The organism is Novosphingobium sp. MD-1, assembly GCF_001014975.1.
In the GTDB taxonomy this organism is placed as follows: Bacteria; Pseudomonadota; Alphaproteobacteria; order Sphingomonadales; family Sphingomonadaceae; genus Novosphingobium.
Genome location: NZ_BBXA01000034.1, coordinates 25,770 through 42,779 on the forward strand (window position 1 = coordinate 25,770; position 17,010 = coordinate 42,779).

Sequence of the window (17,010 nt, forward strand, 5' to 3'; positions counted from 1 at the left end):
AAAGCGGAAATCCCCCTTGGCAGACGCATTGTTTCCAGTTCCGTCATCCAGCAACCGCGAAAGAGGGAACCATGCCCGCCCGGTCCGTACTCGTCAGCCCCTACAGACTGGTTGAAAACACGCTTGCCGGCATCTGGAACTCGTTTTTCAGCATCCTGCCCAACATCGTCGGCGGGCTGGTCTTCCTGTTGGTGTGCTGGGGCATTACCCGGTTGATCCGCCGCTGGATCTGTTCATTGACCGCGCGCCGCAACCGCTCCGATCTCGGCGGCCTGCTATCGTCGATCGCGACCATTTCGATGATGACGCTTGCTGTGCTCGTCGCGATGGCGATCGTGTTTCCCAGCGTCTCGCCCTCGGGCATCCTGTCCACGCTGGGCATCGGATCGGTCGCCATCGGTTTCGCGTTCCGCGACATTCTCCAGAACCTGTTCGCCGGCATCCTGACCGTTATCAACCAGCCCTTTGCGCGGGGCGACATCATCGCCGTGGCCGGGGCGGAAGGCGAGGTCGAACGGGTGGAGGCGCGGGCCACGATCATTCGCACGGCCGACGGCCGCCTCGTCGCCATGCCCAATGCCACGATCTATACCTCGCCGTTGACGATCGACCCGGTCGACGGGCCCCGCCGCGATCAGATTTCCGTCACCGCGCCAGGCGGCGAGGATCTGGGCACGCTTATCGCCACGCTCCGGCAACGGCTGAAAGGCCTGACGGGCGTGCTTGACCAGCCCGCCCCCCAGGTGATTTGCGAGGGCGTGGCGGGACTGGACGTGCAACTCGTGATCCGGTGGTGGACCGCTACCAAGGGAGAGCGGCGCCAGGATACGCATTCCGCGGTGGTCAATGCCGTTATCGGGATCGTAAAGTGACGCGATACCGCCCGTTACCAGGAAGCCGACAGAACGCAGCCGTCATGCAACGCCGCTCCGCTGAGACGGAGCCGGTTGCGGGCTATCCAGCGGCCTTGCTTCGGCTCAACAGCACCACATGAACCGGTGCGTGAAGCCGGCATCCCGGCTCACCGCTTTATAATCAGCGAAGCGGGACGCTTGCGTGGCGTCCACTGGCCACGGCCCGGGAAATTCTTGAGGATTTCGCCGTCCCACAACCGGGCCACGCGGCGGTGCAAACGCCAGCAGCCGTCTTCGCCCTTCATCGCGTGATCCTCGTAATAGCCCACAAAGCGCAGGTCGAACGGCGTATCGCCGGCGCACTCGGTCACGAACGCGAACGATCGCATTTTCACCGTGCCGTCTTCCTGCGGCATGTACTGCACCTGCGACACATGGTGCTGGCGGCCGGGAAAGCCTTCGGCGTTGCGGTAGTGCTCGGCGATTCCGCGAATGCCGTCATGGCCTTCCCAGATGTCGGGCTCCTCGAAAACCTCTTCGACCATGCGGGCGTCGGGCGTGAAGCAGGCCACCAGGCCTTCGACATCCCCTGTATCCAGAGCCCACGCATAGGCAGCCAGCAGGTCCTCCAGTGCGAAGCGATCCTCAACCGAAAGAGCCATCGTATTCCTCTCCATTCTGTTGACACAACCGTAACGATCGTTATTTTCAAATGCAAGAGGTAGCCTGAAATCGCAAAGGAGTTCCAAGGTGCGAAGCCGCACGGGATGCACGGCATCGTCGGCGAAAGCAGCCGTATGTGGCGTGAAAAAGTCGCTCCGCGCTACGCCTCTATTCGAGAAATTCCAGCAAACCGATACAGAAAGACGCAGCGCGTGAGCGAAACCGATATAATCGTGATTGGCGGCGGATCGGCCGGCGCGGCAATGACCGGCCGCCTTGCCTCGGCCGGATTGAATGTAACGCTCGTTGAAGCGGGTGTGTCCGATCAACATTTCCGCTCCCGTATCCCGGCCCTGACCAGCTCGATTGTCCAGAACCCCGCGTTCGACTGGTGCTACCAGGTCGAACCCGACGAATCCCTGGGCGGCCGCGCGGACATCTGGCCGGCAGGCAAGCTGCTGGGCGGCGGCAGCGCATTGAACGGGATGATGTTCATCCGCGGACACCGGTGGGACTACGATAACTGGCGCGCGCTTGGCGCCGCCGGCTGGGACTACGAGTCCGTCCTGCCCTACTTCCGGCGCATGGAGGACAACGAGCGCGGCGCGGATGCCTGGCGCGGGACGGGCGGCCCCATCGCCGTCTCCGAAGGGCGCGCGCGCTATCCCATTACCGATGCATGGATCGCCGCCGCCGAGCAGACCGGCATCGAAAGACGCGACCTGAACGGCGAAAAGGCCGAAGGCGTCGACTACGTGCAAGTGTCGCAGCGGGACGGAACGCGCTGTTCGTCGGCGCGCGGTTATCTTCATGACTTCAAGGGATCGACCCCGCCGCGGACATTGCTGGGCGCGCAGGTTCTTCGCGTCCTGATCGAACATGGGCGCGCCGTGGGTATTGCCTATCTTCAGGACGGCGAGGAAAAGAAGCTGCTCGCCCGGCACGGCGTTGTCCTGAGTGCCGGCGCCATGAACACGCCGCGGCTGCTGATGTTGTCCGGCGTCGGCCCGGCCGGCCATCTTGCCGAAGTCGGCGTGCCGCTGGTGTGCAACCGCGAGGGCGTGGGCCGCAACCTGCAGGATCACGTGGGCACGCACATCGTCAACGCGGTGAGCGCGCATACCTTGAACGACGATGCGCGAGGACTGCGTGGCGCGCTGTCCGTATTCCGCTACGCGCTATCGCGGCAGGGTGCGCTCAGCACGTCCATCGGCCACGCCCAGGCGTTCGTAAAGAGCCGCCCTGGCCTGCCCGCCCCCAACCTCCAGCTGTCCTTCGCCGCCTTCGCGTTCGACTTCGACGACCAAGGCAGGCTCATGCTGCGTAAAAACGCATCGGTCTCGACCCTGGTCGGGCTGATGCGCCCCAGCTATCGCGGACGGATCACGCTGAAGTCCGCCGATCCCATGGCGCCGCCGGTGATCCATCACCAGCAGCTTTCGACCGAGGACGACGTCGACCAGATCGTCGAAGGCATTGCCATGGCCAGGAACATCCTGGCGCAAACGCCGATCGCGCCGTTCATCACCGAAGAGCTGCGCCCAGGCCCCGCCCTCACCGGCAAGGAAGAGTTGCGGAGCTACGTCCGGGCGGCGGCCATCCCGATGTTCCACCCGGTGGGCACCGCCAAGATCGGTGCCCCCACGGATCCCATGGCGGTGGTGGACCCGGACCTGCAAGTCATCGGCGTCAATGGGCTGTGGGTCGCGGACGCGTCGATCTTTCCGTCCCTGCCTGCCGGCAACACCAACGCAACCGCGATCATGGTGGGCGACAAGGGCGCCGACCACGTCCTCAAGACCCTGCGGCGCAACACCTGAAACAGCATTCCCCTGCATGAGAGGATCAAGCCCATGGCGAGTTTCCCCGAGACAATTCACTTCACTGGCCTGAACACCCCGGTCCGCCTGGAATGGTCGGCGCACGATCTGGACGTGGTCGGCGAGATCCCGCGGGAAATCGACGGCGCCTTTTTCCGGGCCGTGCCCGACCCGGCCTACCCGCCCAAGTTCGAGGACGAGATCGTCCTTTCGGGCGATGGCATGGTCTCCAAATTCGCCATCCGCGACGGCAAGGTGAATTTCGCGATCCGCTACGTCGAAACCGCGCGCTACAAGGCCGAGAAGGCCGCGGGGCGCGCCTTGTTTGGCAAATATCGCAACCCGTTTACCGACGACGCAGTAGTCCAGGGGATCGAGGGCACGGTGTCGAACACCACGCCCGTCTGGCATGCCGGCCGCCTGTTCATGACCAAGGAGGACGGCCTTGCCTACGAGATCGATCCCGAAACGCTCGCAACGGTCGGGCGCTGGGACTATCACGGCGCGCTGAAATCCAAGACCTTCACCGCGCATCCCCGCGTCGATGCCGAAACGGGGGAGATGTTCTTCTTCGGCTACGAGGCCGGCGGCCTGTGCACGGCGGACGTGGCCTATTGCATCGCCGACAAGGACGGCAACCTCGTTTCGGAGCAGTGGTTCCAGCAACCCTATTGTTCGACGATCCATGATTTCACGATCACCGAGAAATACGCCGTCTTCCCGATCTTTCCGACCACGACGGACCTCGACCGCGTGAAAGCCGGCGGCCCGCACTGGGCACATCAGCAGGACCTGGAGAGCTGGGTCGGCATCATGCCGCGCTATGGCAAAGTCGAGGAAATGCGCTGGTTCAAGGGGCCGAAGGGCGTTTCCGCGTTCCATTTCGTAAATGCCTACGATGACGGCGACAAGGTCCACCTCGACATCTGCCTGTCCGACACCAACGCGTTCGCCTTCATGCGCGAGGCGGGCGGCATCCACCGCGCGCAGAACGAACTGGGCGGCGGGTTGACCCGCTGGACCTTCGATCTCGCCAGCGAGGACGAAGGCTTCGAATCGCGCCTTATCGGCCCACCGGGCGACATGCCGCGGCTGCGCGATGCCGATCAGGGCCGCGCCTATCGCGCGGCATGGTATCTGACCATCAATCCACAAGGCGGCCCACCGCTCCCCGGCGGTCCGGTCGGCGCCGCGTTCAACGCGATGCTGCGCGTGGAACCCGGCAACGGCCGGCTGGACATGATGCCGCTGGAGTTCGGCATGGCCATCAGCGAGCCTGTGCACGTTCCCTCGTCACAGGGCGATCACGAAGGCTGGCTGCTGGCGGTGGTTGATCGCCAGGTCGAACCCAATCGCTTCACATCCGAGCTTTGGATTGTGGACGCGGGCAACATCGCAGCCGGACCGGTCGCGCGGGTAACGGTTCCTGTTCCCTTGCGCGCGCAGGTCCACGGCGCCTGGGTTTCGAGCGAGCGGCTCGCTGAGGCACAGGCCCACGCGCAGGCAGCCTGAAGCGAAAGGGGAAGCGCGGTTGCGTTTCCCCTTTCCCCGGACGAAACAAGAAGCGCCCGGCGGAACGTTCCCGCCGGGCGCTTCTTGTTTCCGGGCGCGCGCGGTTCCGCTAAGCGAAGGCGTCCGCTTCGGTCATCGCTTTCGCGATGCGCAGGGCGCGGGAGATCAGCAGTGCCCCGACGATGCACAGACAGGCCGGCGCCACGGCCAGCACGAAAAACAGCGACGTGCTTGCACCAGCTCCGATAACAAGGCCTCCCAACATCGGCCCGCCGATCGCGCCAAGCCGCGCGACGGCAACCGCGATGCCGATAGCGGAGGAGCGCAAGTGCGGCGGAAAGAAGCCGACCGCCACCGCCATGACGACAAGGTGCGCGGCCGAGATGCCACCCCCCGCGACCAGCAGCAGGACGCCCCAGCTCCACAGCCCAGGCGCAACCACGCCCAGCAGCAGCAGCGCCACGACCGCGCTCGAGTAGGTCCCGACGATCGCCGGAACCGCCCAACCGCGATCGAGCAGCAGGGAAAGCCCCAACCCGATCGTCAGGCCGCCGAACTGGATCAGGGAAAGGAAGCGCGATGCGGTATCCATGCTGAATCCCGCAAGCGGCAGGATCGTGGGCACCCAGCTCGTCACGTAATACAGCACCAGCGCATTCACCGCATAAAGACCGGCGAACAGGACCGTCGAAAAGAGCAGTGGCGGGCTGAGCAACTGGACGAATGCGATGGAGTTCTTCTTTTCGCGCGGTTGCCGCGCCCGGTTTCGGAACGTGGGCGATTCCGGCAGTTGCCAGGCCAGCACGCCCAGCAGGGCAAGCGTGGCCGCGCCACCCGCCATGAACAGGGCTTGCCACCCCCCGGCCGCGATGAGCGGTGGCGCGAGCAATCCCGCCACGATGCCGCCGGCCGAAATGCCCATGGAGACGACGGTCAACGTCCGCGCGCTTTTGCCGGGCGGCGCCAATTCGGCCACGAGCGCCGTGACGTTGGGAAGGCATGCCCCCAGCGACAATCCCGTCGCCAGACGCCAGAGCGCGAATCCCGTAACCGTCCCCCCGGCCGCCGTCCCCAGCGATGTGAACGCCATCAGGGCGGACGCGGTAAGAATGACAGGCCTGCGCCCCACGCGATCGCCGATTGGCGCGATCAGCACGGCGCCCAGCCCCAGCCCGAGCAACACCGCCGACAGCGCCACGCCGAACGACTGCGGCGGCACGCCCAGTTGAGCCGACAAATGCGGCACGACCAGTGGCAAGGCATAAAGGTCATAGCCATCGATGCACATGACGAGCGCGCACAGCAGCAGCGGCAGGAATGCCCGCGCCCCGGCGGAAGGTGTTTCCGATTTCACGATCATCAATTCCCCGTAACGTTGCCGGGGATATCCTTTTCGATATCCACGTAGCGCCCTGCCAGCGCATCGTGTTCGCCAGCGGCCAATGCCACGGCGAACAGGCGCAGCCGCGCCATGCCTTCCGCGCTTTCCTCTTCGGTCGTCGCTTCCAGCAGCGAGACCAGCGGCTTCGCGAAGGCGCGCGCCTGCTCAGAGCGCAGCGTTTCTTCCGCCATCGCCGTCATGATCGTGCCCGGCTGGATGGCAAAGGCGCGGACGCCGGCATCCTGCTGCTCGACATCGATATGCTCGGTCAGGCGAATGAGGCTGGCCTTCGCCACGGCATAGGCCGAGGCGAACGGCGCCACGAACGTACCGGCCTGCGAAGCGATGTTCAGTATCCGTCCGCCGCCGTTCGCGATCATGTCGGGCAAGGCGGCCGAGATGCACAACAGCGCGCCCAGCACGTGAACGCTCTGCGTATCCCACCAGGCCTGCGTATCGACCAACCCGGCGGGGCCAAGCGGCCCCTGCACGCCGGCATTGTTGACCAGCAGGTTGGGCACGCCAAAAGCGGCCTTCGCCTCCGCATAGGCGGCGGCCACACTCTCGCGATCTGTGACGTCGCAGCGGACCGCCAAGGCCCGCCCCCCGGCAGCGCCGATGGACGCGACCGTTTCCTCGACCTGCGCCATCGTACGCGCCGCCACGGCCACCGCCGCGCCAGCGTCCGCCAGCGCGGTGGCGATGCCGGCACCCAGCCCACGCCCGCCGCCAGTCACGAAGGCGACCGTGTTCGCCAGCCGTGCGCTCACGGCCGATCCCAGGGCGAAGGCATGTGGTAGGGAACCGTGATGAAGTTCGCCTCGATCTGGCGCAGCGCGCCGTCCTCGATCTTGAACAGTTCGGCGAGATAGAACGTGTGCGGACGCCGGATCAGCGACGAGACATGCTCGCCATTGGTCAGCGTGTATTCCGCCAGCCGGCCGCAATGGTCGATAAAGCCATAGGCCATCACCAGCCCTCGCTCCTCGTCGATCAGCGGATAGCGCCGCCCACGCAGGCGATCGTCATAGCGATACCAGCCGAGCTTGAATTGCTCCTCGCAGGGGAGGCCCGCTATCGGCAGGATGAAATCGGGGTTGTTGGTGGTCTGCACACCGTTTTCAACGCGATTGCAATCGGGATGAAAGCGCGTGAAAATCTGCCCGTCGTTCTGTTCCAGCGTGTTGAAATAGCCATCGGCGATGGTCAGCAACCGCTCCCGACTCATCCGTTCAGCCTCCGGTACGAAGGCTTCCATGATGGGCTTGCGCTCGAACCTGGGGTTGGGAAACTTCAGCGCCTCGTCGCTGTCGCGCACGACCAGCACTTCCACCTCGTTGATCGCGCCGGACGGGTCCACCCCCAGCCGGAACGTGACGGCCGATTCCTCGACCGTTTCGATCACGGTCGTGAACAGGCCGACGTGCCCGGTACGGACGTCGGCGAACCGCAGATCGTAGTCGCCCCGCCCCGTGGCGGTTCCCCAAAGGCCGTCGCCGATCATTAGGGCAACGTTGTTTTCCGTGGAGCGCACATCGTCGGCCCAGCGCAGCCGGCCCGGATCGCGCGCGACGATCGCCTCCATGAACTGGTCCATGACGGCATAGAGCGCCGCCCGTTCGTGGATGAAAGGCACCGCGCTTACCATGCCTTGCCACTCACCGGATTGGCATAGTGGAAGGGCGGGACGAAAACCTCCGGGAACGCTTCGTAATCGTGGGTCGCCGGGCGATCCGGTTGAAGGCCATCGATGTTGCGCACCATGGGCACGCCGCCGTGGTTGGGGCCGCGATCGAATTCGCAGTAGAACGTGATGAAGGCGTGCAACGACTGGATGCGCCAGACGCCATCGATCAGGCGATAGCCGTTTTCGTAGACCGCTTCGCCCCAGCGGGCCTCTCCGCCCAGCCAGGCGATGAGGATGAACGCGCGCCACCGGCCCTGCGCCCGCTGGCCGTCGGAGTCGATGTGAATCACCGGCTGCAACTGCATGTGGTTGAACAGGACGCCGCGTTCGTAACGCGGCAGCGCGTGAAGATACTGCCGCACCCGGTCCTGCCCTGTATAGACGCCGCGGCCCGCGATTTCGAGCGTGCCGTCCGGCGCGAACATGTCGGCCGCCTCGTCCCACAGCCCCTTGTCGACATAATAGCCGTAGGCCGCCTGCAGATTGCAGATCGCCAGATGGGATTCCGCGATCGAGGCCTTCCGCTTCAGCGCGCCAACCTCGTCCCTCAAGGCAGCGATCGACTCGCGCAGCGCTGCGATTTCATCAGACATCCGAACTCTCCTGCTGGTCGCTTGGGCGACAATCTCGTTGCGCCTCATCGTAACGTTCGTTATGATTATTGCAAGAACCTCGATGACTTTATCGAGACGCAGGAGAGAATGAGAAATGACCCCTGATGGCATCCGGATAACGCACCCCGACAAGCTTTTCATCGACGGACAATGGGTTCGTCCGGCACGGGGCGGCGCGATCGAAATCACCTCGCCCAACAGCGAGGAGGTTATCGCGCGCGTGGCGGAAGCCTCCAGCGAAGACATGGACGCCGCCGTGGCCGCCGCCCGGCGTGCGTTCGACAACGGCGGTTGGACCGGCCTGACTCCTGCCGAACGCGGCGCGTTTGTCCGCCGCTGGGCTGCGATTCTGGGCGAGCGCGTGGGCGAACTCTCGGCCGCGTGGACGGCGCAGGTTGGTGGCTTGGCCAGCTTCGCCCCGATCATGCACGGCGGGGGCGTGGCGACGCTCGATTTCATAGCCTCGCTCGGCGAAAGCTACCCGTTCGTCGAACGGCGGCCGAGTTCGCAAGTCGACACCGCGATCGTCGTGCGCGAGCCCGTGGGTGTCACCGCGTGCATCGCGCCGTGGAACGCACCGTTCAGCACGATGTCGAGCAAGGTGGCCTACGCCCTCGTCGCGGGTTGCACGGTCGTTATGAAACCGTCGCCGGAAACGCCGCTCGAAGCCTATATCATGGCGGAAGCAGCAGAAGCGGCCGGGCTGCCGGCGGGCGTCCTCAACCTCGTGTGTGGCGATCGCGAAGCGTCCGACCATCTCGTCAACAATCCGGACGTGGACAAGGTCAGCTTCACCGGCTCCACCGCCGCCGGCAAGCGCATCGGCCAGGTTTGCGCCAGCCGTGTCGCGCGCTGCACGCTCGAGCTAGGCGGCAAGTCGGCGGCCATCGTGCGCGATGACTTCCCGATCGAGGTTGCCGCCGCGATCCTGGGCAACACGATCACCGTGATGTCGGGCCAGGTCTGCGCCATGCTGAGCCGCGCGATCGTACCCCGGAAGCGCCATGACGAACTGTCCGATGCCATCGCGCGCGTGATGCAGGGCATCAAGATCGGGCACAGCGACGCGCCCGATACGCAGCTTGGCCCGCTCGCCATGAAGCGCCAGCTCGACCGGGTGGAGGAATATATCGCGCTGGGCCGCGAGAGCGCCGATCTCGTGACAGGCGGCGGCCGTCCCTCCAGCTTCAACAAGGGCTACTTCATCGAACCGACGCTGTTTGCGAACGTCGACAACCGCAGCCGCATCGCGCAGGAAGAGATCTTCGGCCCGGTCCTCGCCTTGATCCCGGCGGAAGACGAGGAAGATGCGATCCGCATCGCCAACGAAAGCAGCTACGGCCTGAACGGCTCGGTCCTGACCCATGATGCCGACGCGGCCTATCGCATCGCGCGTCAGATGCGGACCGGCGGCATCGGCCAGAACGGCATGCGCCTGGAATTCGGGATGCCGTTCGGCGGCTTCAAGCAATCGGGGATCGGGCGCGAAGGCGGCGTGGAAGGGCTCCAGCCCTATCTGGAAACCAAGTCCATCCTGCTGGATGCCGCGCCTGCGGGCCTCTGATCAAACGCAGTGAGGGCGGACGACCCAAGTCACCCGCCCTCATCTGCATTCACGGAAGAATGGCCCGTCCTCGCGTTACCGGACAGGACGGGCCGGGTCTTCAATCTTCCAGCGGCACGGCGTTGATGATGTGCGCCTGCGTATATTCGAGCAGCCCGGCTTCGCCGAGTTCGCCGCCGATGCCCGATTGCTTCGATCCACGGAACGGGATGTTGGCATCGATCGCAAGGTGCTGGTTTACCCACACCGTGCCCGTGTCGATGCGCTTGGCCACTTCCGTCGCGCGGGCGACGTCCCTGCCCCATACGGTGCCGCCAAGGCCATAGTCGCTGTCGTTGGCGCGGGCGATCACGTCTTCGATATCATCGTATTGCAGCACCGGCAGCACCGGGCCGAACTGTTCCTCGCGCACCAGCGCGGCATCGTCGCCCAGATCGCGGACGATCGTGGGTGGGATGAAATAGCCCGGCCGGTCCAGCGGCGCGCCGCCGGCAAGCACGGTGCCCTCGGCACGGGCGCTGTCCAGCAACGACACCACTTTTTCGAACTGCATCCTGTTCTGGACCGGTCCGATCGTGGCGCCCTGCTTCGATCCGTCATCGACCACGGCTTCGTTGGCCAGCTTCGCCAGTTCGTCGCAGAACTCGTCGTACATGGAAGACGGCACATAGGCCCGCTTGATCGCGACGCAGATCTGCCCGGCATTCGCCATCGCGCCCTGATAGACCTTGCGTGCCACGGCCTGCGGATTGACGTCATCCAGCACGATCGCGGCATCGTTGCCACCGAGTTCCAGCGTGACGCGCTTCACGCTGTCCGCAGCGGCCGCCATCACCTTCTTGCCGGTCGCGGTGGAACCGGTGAAAGCGATCTTGGCAATATCGGGATGCCCGGTCAGAAGGGGGCCCAGCTCGTTCTGGTCGCACAACACGTTGAACACGCCGGCCGGCAGGATGTCCTTGGCCAGTTCACCGAACAGAAGCGTGGTCAGCGGCGTCGTGGGCGCGGGCTTCGCCACTACGCAGTTGCCTGTCACCAGCGCCGGCCCGAGCTTGTTCATCAGCAGGATCACCGGGAAATTCCACGGCGTGATCGCGCCCACCACGCCCAGCGGCGTGCGGTGTTCGACAACGCTGTTCCCGCCTTCTTCGCGCAGAACTTTCGGTTCGACCCGCATGGCCGCGAAGGCGCGCAACGTGAACACGCTGCCCATGATCTCGTACATCGCCTGGTCGAGCGGCTTGCCCTGCTCGCTCGTCAGCAGGCTGGCGAACTCGGCTGCCCGCGCCTCAAGCGCATCGGCCAGCGCCACGACCAGCGCGGCGCGCGCTTCAACGGGCGTCGCGGCCCAGGCCGGGAAAGCGCGCCTGGCAGCCGCGACCGCTTCCTCAAGCTGGGCTGCATCGGCCTTCGGGCATTGCGCGAAAGTCTCGCCGGTCGCCGGGTTGACGACGTCGAAGGTCGTTACCCCGTCCCTGGATTGGCCGTCGATCAGCAGTTTGAATTCGTGCTTCATATTCGCTCTCCAGTTGGTGCCGCAACGGAACCAAAGCGTGGGCAGGTCGATGCCCATTCAGGCTTAGTGATCCCGACGGGGTTAGGGCCGTGCCGGTTCCCTCGCTCCGGCCTTCTCGGATTCGATCCTTGATAGCGCGTCAGACACGCTGTTGGGATCAAATTTCAGCATGGCGGACGATTTTAGCGCCGGGTCCCAATGTTCGGCGATTTTCCCGCCGGCAATCCGGAAGAGATCGAACCAGCTCGTCACGTACCCTTCGTCCTTGTCATCGCGCATCGGGCGCTGGGTGACAACCAGAACAAAATCCCGCTCGGCGATCATCGTGATCAGCGGCAGAGTGATCGTCGGCTTCACGGGGCGCTCGGGCCGTGACCCCCGGATGAAACGCGCCAGCGCATCACGCCCCGATGCGACGTTCGGGTTATGCTGCAGGTATTCCACGGTGAAATAGCGGTCGACCAGATCCGCGCGCCCGCCAAGCAGGACTTCGCGATACATGTCGTAAACAAGCTTCTTGTTGGACGCGAGCACAGGATCGGGGCTGGCCAGCAACGCGGCTTGCGCATCCTCTGCCTGGATGGACTGCGCCTGGCTTGACGGCGCTGCGGCACAGGCAAGCAGCGCCAGGATCGGGTAGAACTTCATGGGCAGCACCTCATGCGCAACGCAGCGCGGCGGGGCCAAAGCCCCGCCGCCACTTTTCAGTAATGCCCCCTCAGTACCGCGCTGTGAGCTGAACCGCGACCGTGCGAGGACGTTCAGCCAGGGCCGAAACCGAACCGTTGGCACCGCTGACCGTCTGCCGGAAGCCGGCCGTGGCCTTGTTGGTCAGGTTCTGGCCGATAACCGCCAGGCCCCAGCGATCGTCCTTCGGACCGACGCTGACGCGAAGGTCGACTTTCGCATAACCCTTCTGCCGGATCAGATCGTCGGCAGTCGACGACTGGAAGTACCACGAGCTGAAATAGAGCAGCGGCGATACCCGCACGTTCATGTCGCCCGCCGGGATCGTCGCGTCGAGGCGGAAATTGCCGGTCCATTCCGGGGCAAAGCCGCGCCGCTTGCCCGAAAGGTCCTGCCGCCGGCCAATACAGCCCGAAGAGGCACCCAGCAGCGTCTGGATCGACGAACACGGCGCACCGTTATAGTTGCGGTAGATCGCATCCAGATAGGCAAGATCGGTGCTCGCGGTCAGCCAGCTCGTCATGCGCCAGCTGGCCGAAAGCTCGACACCCTGCGAGCGGGCGGACGCGGCATTGGCGACGCTGACGCGCACGGTGCCGCTGGGCAGCGTTTCCGAAACCGATTCCTGCAAGCCGGAATAATCGCCCCGGAACGCGCTCAGCGAGAAGGTAACGCGGCGATCGAACAGATTGCCCTTGATACCGACTTCATAGGCGTTGACCGTTTCCGGGCCGAAATCGCCACCGGCCGAACCGCCGCTATAGCCACCGGCCTTGAAGCCCTTGGTATAGCTTGCATAAGCGGTGACATCCGGCGTCGCTTCGAACTGCAAGCTCACCGACGGCATGAGCTTGTCATCCTTGCGGTGCGGGTTGGCGAAGTTCTGGTTGTTCGAACCCAGGATCGTGTTCAGCGTATCGCTGACCTGCTGGCTCGCCGGCACGAAGTTTTCCGGGGTCGGATAATTCGGGTCCGCCGTGCCGTTGCGCAGGAAGCGGAAGCCGTCCTTCTCCACCACGGAATAGCGCAGGCCGAGGTTCAGCTTGACCCGATCGATCGGCCGGATCGTGGCGGCGCCGAACACCGACTTGGTGGTCGCGTCTTCATGCACGGTCAGGCGCCCGGCAACCGGCGTCTGCGCGGTATAGGGCGGAGCCGAAGCACCGAAGGGCGCAAAGAAGAAGCCGGTCACGCCGTTGTTGCGCATCTTGCTGCTCGAATAGTAGCCGCCCAGCTGCCACTCGAAGAAACCACCCGTCGGCGATGCCAGGCGGATTTCCTGCGACCACTGGCGGAACGTTTCGCGCTGGAACACCGGAAGCAGGCTGCCGCCACCGATACCGGGCACGGGCGACGGAATAAGCTGCTGCAGATACTCGGTATTGTGGTTGAAGAAACCCGTGATCGACGTGAGCGTATAGTCACCCATGCTCAACGCGTTGGTCCAGCCCACCTCATTGAACGCGTAGTCGAGCTTGCCGGGACGGCTGGAGTTCCGCCAGTTGAGCTTGTCGTCGACGGCCGTTCCGTTCGCCGCAATGTAGTTCGCGCAGCTTCCACCCACCGGGAACGGCGCGGGCGGCGGGCAGCTTTCCAGCTCGAACGGCAGGAAATCGTCCGAAGTCGTCTTGCCGGTGTCGTAGCGCAAGTCCGACCGGAAGTTGGACGAAGGCGTGAAGGCCAGCGAAATGCGGCCGACACGGTTGCGTTCGTGCGGAGCGTCTTTGCGCGTGAAGGCATTCTTCACATAACCGTCCATGCCGGACAGGCGGCCGGCAGCACGCACGCTGAACATGTCGCCCACCGGCACCGTCACACCGGCTTCGACGTTGTATTCGCCATAGCTGCCATACAGCGCCGATCCGTTGGCAGCCAGTTCCTTCCCGGGCTTGCGGGTCGTGATGTTGAGCGCGCCGGCGATCGCGTTGTTGCCGAAGAAGGTCGTCTGCGGCCCCTTGAGCACTTCCACCCGCTCGACGTCGAACAGCGCGGCGCGGATCGCGCGGGGACGCGAGCGGTAAACGCCGTCGACGAAGGTCGCCACCGATTGTTCGAACCCGGTATTGTTGGACGAACCGATACCGCGAATGTTGAGCTGGTCGAACGGCCCAGGCGTGATCCGGACGTTGGCCAGACGATCGGCGACCGCGGACAGGTTGGTCAGGTTATCCCGCGCCAGCTGCTCGCCACCCACCACAGACACGGAAATCGGCACGTCCCGCAGGCGCTCCGTGCGCCGCTGGGCGGTGACGACGATGTCGCCGGACGTTGCTTCTGCTTCGTCAGCCTGCGGCGAAGAAGCTTCGTCCGCTGCGGCAAATGCCTGATTTGAAACAGAAATAGCAGCGGCGATGACCATGGCACTGGCGCACGCCCGCAAAAGTTCAGTTTTCATGTTACCTCCCCATATATCACATGATGATTGTTCGCCGGATGGCTGGCGGCAGTGTGGCCGCAAGCCCCGGTCAATCCGAAACGCGCTGGCCGTCAGGCGCCCCCGGCGCCTGCGAAATCACGCGACACGCGGCCATCGGCCGCCCTGCATTTTGCGCGAAACGAACGGCACCGTTCAGAAAAGCGCCCGATAGGAACCTGTGTCGCTCTCGTCACACCCTCTCCTTGCCCTCCACTTTGAAAGTGGTTTGAAGCCAGTTCGAGATTGATATAACGATCGTTACGATTGGTCAATCGAGCACGTGCCAGATTTCTGATCGCATCGTTGGCACTTGTGAATCACGCCAAGTGCCGGAACCCTAGGGAGAGAACACGCCATGCCGCCGAGAACCGCCGGAATTACTGAATCCCAAAGCCCGGAATACGCCGCCCGCACCGCGCGGAATCGCGCGCTCCTTCTGGATTTCGTACGGCTTTACTACGATGAAATGAAGGTGCGCAAAGCCTTCGAACGTTACGTTCATCCTGACTATATGCAGCACAACCCCGCCGTCACTGACGGGCGGGAAGCCGCGATCGCGCACCTGGAAGGCCTGCTCGCACGGCCGACGGTCAGCATGGACGTCCGCCGCATCCTGGTGGATGGCGATTATGGATTCGTCCATCTGATTGGCCGCCAGGGGCCGGAAGATCCCGGGCATGCGCTGATGAACATCTTCCGATTCGCGGACGGGCTCATCGTTGAGCACTGGGATGTGGCGCAGCCCGTTCCCGCCACCACGGCCAGCGGCCGCGGCATGGGTTAAGCAGCGAACGCCCTACCGGGACTCACGCGCTGGAGTGCCCACCCGGCCACACCACCCCCTTCCCTCAATGGCGATGCGGCAAGCCATCGCCATTGAACGGGTTCACTCCTCGGGCTGATGGTCCAGCCGGGTATTCTCCAGAAACAGGGACCGGCCCTGCTCATCCTTCGCTTCCAGCGTTGCGATCAGCGTGCGCAGAATATGATCCAGCGTCGCCCGTTCGTGGGGCTTCAACCGGGAAAGCAGGAACTCCGCGACAAGGTTTGTCGCCGGGCGCATCGCACGGAACAGCCGCTCGCCCTCCGCCGTCAGCGTCAGCCGCTTTCGCCGCCGATTCGCCGGATCGGTCACCGTCACGACGCGACCGTTCTTTTCGAGCGTGGCGACAGCCCGCGAAATGCTCATGGGATTGACGCCGGTCAGTTCGACAAGCTCGTGGCTCGCGGCGGATCGATAGAAGCCGATCTGCATCAGCACCCGGAATTCGTTCAGGCTGATCCGATGCTCGTGAGCAAGGAAAGTCGAAAACGGAGCCATCAGACGGTTCGCGAGCTTGAGAATGTTGTGAAGCATTTCCGCTTCCGGGCTCAAGTCGGATTGTAACGCCTGTGGCGGTTCAGACGGATCGGATGGATTTGACATAGCGGCTCACTGTGGCGCTGCGCCCGTCTTCGTCAAGACCCATGATCGAAGGGAAACCGGCATCGGCACAACGCCAGGAATACTGCAGGCAGCGCGCGCAAAGCCATCGATCGCGCGCATTCCAGACTGTGGTCGGCGAATGCAATCGGCCGGCGCCCGCCATATCCACACTTGCAAGAATATCTAACGATCGTTACGATTACCGTCGAACGATTAAAGGAAGAGAGGAGCGCCCCACCTATGGTTTTCCCGTCACCGTGCCCGGGTAAATCCCTGTTCGCAAATACAAAACCGGCGCTCCACCCAGGCAACGCCGCCACCGGCCTTGCCTTTCCGGCCGGAGGAAAGGTTCATGACTGACGCCTTCTCCCCGCCCTTCTCCACGCTGGAAAACCCCCGGCTGGAATTCGTGATGGAAGTGCGCCTTTCCTTTCCGCGCGTGCAGATGATCAACAACACGCCCTGGGGTGGCAACCGGGGGGCCGTTTACGTGGAAAGCGGAACGTTCGAGGGACCGCGGCTTCGCGGCAAGGCCGTGCCGGGTTCGGGCGGCGACTACGCCTATTTCCGGCCGGACGATGTCGCCGTGTTCGATGCGCGGTACATGCTCGAAGAAGAGGACGGAACGCTCATTCTCCTCAACAACAAGGGCTTTTTGTGGGGCCGCAAGCCCGACACGATGGAACGCATCCGCGACTGGGCCTTCCGTGGCGGCCAACCCGTGGAACACGAGGAATACTACCTGCGCGGGCAGCCGAGTTTCGAGACTCCGGTCGGCAAGCACGACTGGCTGACCAAGCACGTGTTCGTGGGCGTGGGCGAACGCCTCGTCTCGGGCAACGTCCTGCGTTACTACGCGCTGACGTGAGG

At 64.2% G+C, this 17,010-nt stretch carries 15 protein-coding genes; 6 read left to right on the forward strand and 9 right to left on the reverse strand.

What is annotated here, in order from left to right:
* The first annotated feature begins 71 nt into the window (after positions 1 to 71).
* Entirely contained in the window at positions 72 to 872 is an 801-nt protein-coding gene (locus NMD1_RS20160; RefSeq protein ID WP_125956944.1) for a mechanosensitive ion channel family protein, read from the forward strand.
* 149 nt (positions 873 to 1,021) lie between these two features.
* On the opposite strand, the gene NMD1_RS20165 is transcribed toward NMD1_RS20160, so the two are convergent.
* A complete protein-coding gene (locus tag NMD1_RS20165; protein WP_125956946.1) occupies positions 1,022 to 1,516 on the reverse strand; it encodes a nuclear transport factor 2 family protein in 495 nt (164 codons plus the stop codon).
* A gap of 105 nt (positions 1,517 to 1,621) precedes the next feature.
* Here NMD1_RS20165 and NMD1_RS20170 point away from each other — a divergent pair, with 105 nt between their 5' ends.
* Both NMD1_RS20170 and NMD1_RS20175 read left to right on the forward strand, forming a co-directional pair.
* Entirely contained in the window at positions 1,622 to 3,337 is a 1,716-nt protein-coding gene (locus NMD1_RS20170; RefSeq protein ID WP_233497881.1) for a GMC family oxidoreductase, read from the forward strand.
* A gap of 33 nt (positions 3,338 to 3,370) precedes the next feature.
* Positions 3,371 to 4,849 carry a carotenoid oxygenase family protein gene (locus tag NMD1_RS20175; protein ID WP_125956949.1) on the forward strand — a complete coding sequence of 493 codons (1,479 nt, stop codon included), beginning with the start codon at positions 3,371 to 3,373 and terminating at the stop codon, positions 4,847 to 4,849.
* A 109-nt stretch (positions 4,850 to 4,958) separates the two neighbouring features.
* On the opposite strand, the gene NMD1_RS20180 is transcribed toward NMD1_RS20175, so the two are convergent.
* Genes NMD1_RS20180 through NMD1_RS20195 form a run of 4 tightly spaced genes read right to left on the reverse strand, consistent with a single transcriptional unit; the run spans position 4,959 to position 8,510 of the window.
* On the reverse strand, positions 4,959 to 6,209 hold the full coding sequence (locus tag NMD1_RS20180) for an MFS transporter (RefSeq protein WP_125956951.1): 1,251 nt from the start codon (positions 6,207 to 6,209) through the stop codon (positions 4,959 to 4,961).
* Positions 6,209 to 7,000 (reverse strand): SDR family NAD(P)-dependent oxidoreductase, encoded by a 792-nt coding sequence (locus NMD1_RS20185; RefSeq protein WP_158454030.1) that lies wholly within the window; start codon positions 6,998 to 7,000, stop codon positions 6,209 to 6,211. The genes NMD1_RS20180 and NMD1_RS20185 overlap by 1 nt, the downstream gene beginning before the upstream one ends.
* Positions 6,997 to 7,866, reverse strand: coding sequence for a hypothetical protein (locus NMD1_RS20190; protein ID WP_233497883.1), 870 nt, complete (start codon positions 7,864 to 7,866; stop codon positions 6,997 to 6,999). The genes NMD1_RS20185 and NMD1_RS20190 overlap by 4 nt, the downstream gene beginning before the upstream one ends.
* Before the next feature lie 5 nt (positions 7,867 to 7,871).
* A complete protein-coding gene (locus tag NMD1_RS20195; RefSeq protein WP_125956959.1) occupies positions 7,872 to 8,510 on the reverse strand; it encodes a nuclear transport factor 2 family protein in 639 nt (212 codons plus the stop codon).
* 115 nt (positions 8,511 to 8,625) lie between these two features.
* Between NMD1_RS20195 and NMD1_RS20200 the strand changes: the two genes are divergently transcribed.
* Positions 8,626 to 10,095, forward strand: a complete 1,470-nt coding sequence (locus NMD1_RS20200) for an aldehyde dehydrogenase (RefSeq protein WP_125956962.1) — start codon at positions 8,626 to 8,628, stop codon at positions 10,093 to 10,095.
* A gap of 100 nt (positions 10,096 to 10,195) precedes the next feature.
* On the opposite strand, the gene NMD1_RS20205 is transcribed toward NMD1_RS20200, so the two are convergent.
* From NMD1_RS20205 to NMD1_RS20215, 3 genes are all read right to left on the reverse strand, one after another.
* On the reverse strand, positions 10,196 to 11,611 hold the full coding sequence (locus NMD1_RS20205; protein ID WP_125956964.1) for an aldehyde dehydrogenase family protein: 1,416 nt from the start codon (positions 11,609 to 11,611) through the stop codon (positions 10,196 to 10,198).
* Between the two features lie 81 nt (positions 11,612 to 11,692).
* The gene (locus NMD1_RS20210) at positions 11,693 to 12,298 is read right to left on the reverse strand and encodes a nuclear transport factor 2 family protein (RefSeq protein WP_233497885.1); all 606 of its coding nucleotides are present in this window, start codon (positions 12,296 to 12,298) and stop codon (positions 11,693 to 11,695) included.
* A gap of 31 nt (positions 12,299 to 12,329) precedes the next feature.
* A complete protein-coding gene (locus tag NMD1_RS20215; RefSeq protein WP_125956967.1) occupies positions 12,330 to 14,693 on the reverse strand; it encodes a TonB-dependent receptor in 2,364 nt (787 codons plus the stop codon).
* A 376-nt stretch (positions 14,694 to 15,069) separates the two neighbouring features.
* On the opposite strand from NMD1_RS20215, the gene NMD1_RS20220 reads away from it, so the two are divergent.
* Positions 15,070 to 15,498, forward strand: coding sequence for a nuclear transport factor 2 family protein (locus tag NMD1_RS20220; protein ID WP_125956969.1), 429 nt, complete (start codon positions 15,070 to 15,072; stop codon positions 15,496 to 15,498).
* 102 nt (positions 15,499 to 15,600) lie between these two features.
* On the opposite strand, the gene NMD1_RS20225 is transcribed toward NMD1_RS20220, so the two are convergent.
* Positions 15,601 to 16,071: a MarR family winged helix-turn-helix transcriptional regulator gene (locus NMD1_RS20225; protein WP_124810251.1), complete on the reverse strand. Its 471-nt coding sequence runs from the start codon at positions 16,069 to 16,071 to the stop codon at positions 15,601 to 15,603.
* Between the two features lie 421 nt (positions 16,072 to 16,492).
* On the opposite strand from NMD1_RS20225, the gene NMD1_RS20230 reads away from it, so the two are divergent.
* Entirely contained in the window at positions 16,493 to 17,008 is a 516-nt protein-coding gene (locus NMD1_RS20230; RefSeq protein WP_124810250.1) for a DUF3237 domain-containing protein, read from the forward strand.
* Positions 17,009 to 17,010 lie beyond the last annotated feature (2 nt).

Coding starts and splice junctions, on each gene's coding strand:
- NMD1_RS20160 (WP_125956944.1), top strand. CDS start 72: ATGCCCGCCCGGTCCGTACTCGTCAGCCCCTACAGACTGGTTGAAAAC.
- NMD1_RS20165 (WP_125956946.1), bottom strand. CDS start 1,516: ATGGCTCTTTCGGTTGAGGATCGCTTCGCACTGGAGGACCTGCTGGCT.
- NMD1_RS20170 (WP_233497881.1), top strand. CDS start 1,622: ATGCACGGCATCGTCGGCGAAAGCAGCCGTATGTGGCGTGAAAAAGTC.
- NMD1_RS20175 (WP_125956949.1), top strand. CDS start 3,371: ATGGCGAGTTTCCCCGAGACAATTCACTTCACTGGCCTGAACACCCCG.
- NMD1_RS20180 (WP_125956951.1), bottom strand. CDS start 6,209: ATGATCGTGAAATCGGAAACACCTTCCGCCGGGGCGCGGGCATTCCTG.
- NMD1_RS20195 (WP_125956959.1), bottom strand. CDS start 8,510: ATGTCTGATGAAATCGCAGCGCTGCGCGAGTCGATCGCTGCCTTGAGG.
- NMD1_RS20200 (WP_125956962.1), top strand. CDS start 8,626: ATGACCCCTGATGGCATCCGGATAACGCACCCCGACAAGCTTTTCATC.
- NMD1_RS20205 (WP_125956964.1), bottom strand. CDS start 11,611: ATGAAGCACGAATTCAAACTGCTGATCGACGGCCAATCCAGGGACGGG.
- NMD1_RS20215 (WP_125956967.1), bottom strand. CDS start 14,693: ATGAAAACTGAACTTTTGCGGGCGTGCGCCAGTGCCATGGTCATCGCC.
- NMD1_RS20220 (WP_125956969.1), top strand. CDS start 15,070: ATGCCGCCGAGAACCGCCGGAATTACTGAATCCCAAAGCCCGGAATAC.
- NMD1_RS20225 (WP_124810251.1), bottom strand. CDS start 16,071: ATGCTTCACAACATTCTCAAGCTCGCGAACCGTCTGATGGCTCCGTTT.
- NMD1_RS20230 (WP_124810250.1), top strand. CDS start 16,493: ATGACTGACGCCTTCTCCCCGCCCTTCTCCACGCTGGAAAACCCCCGG.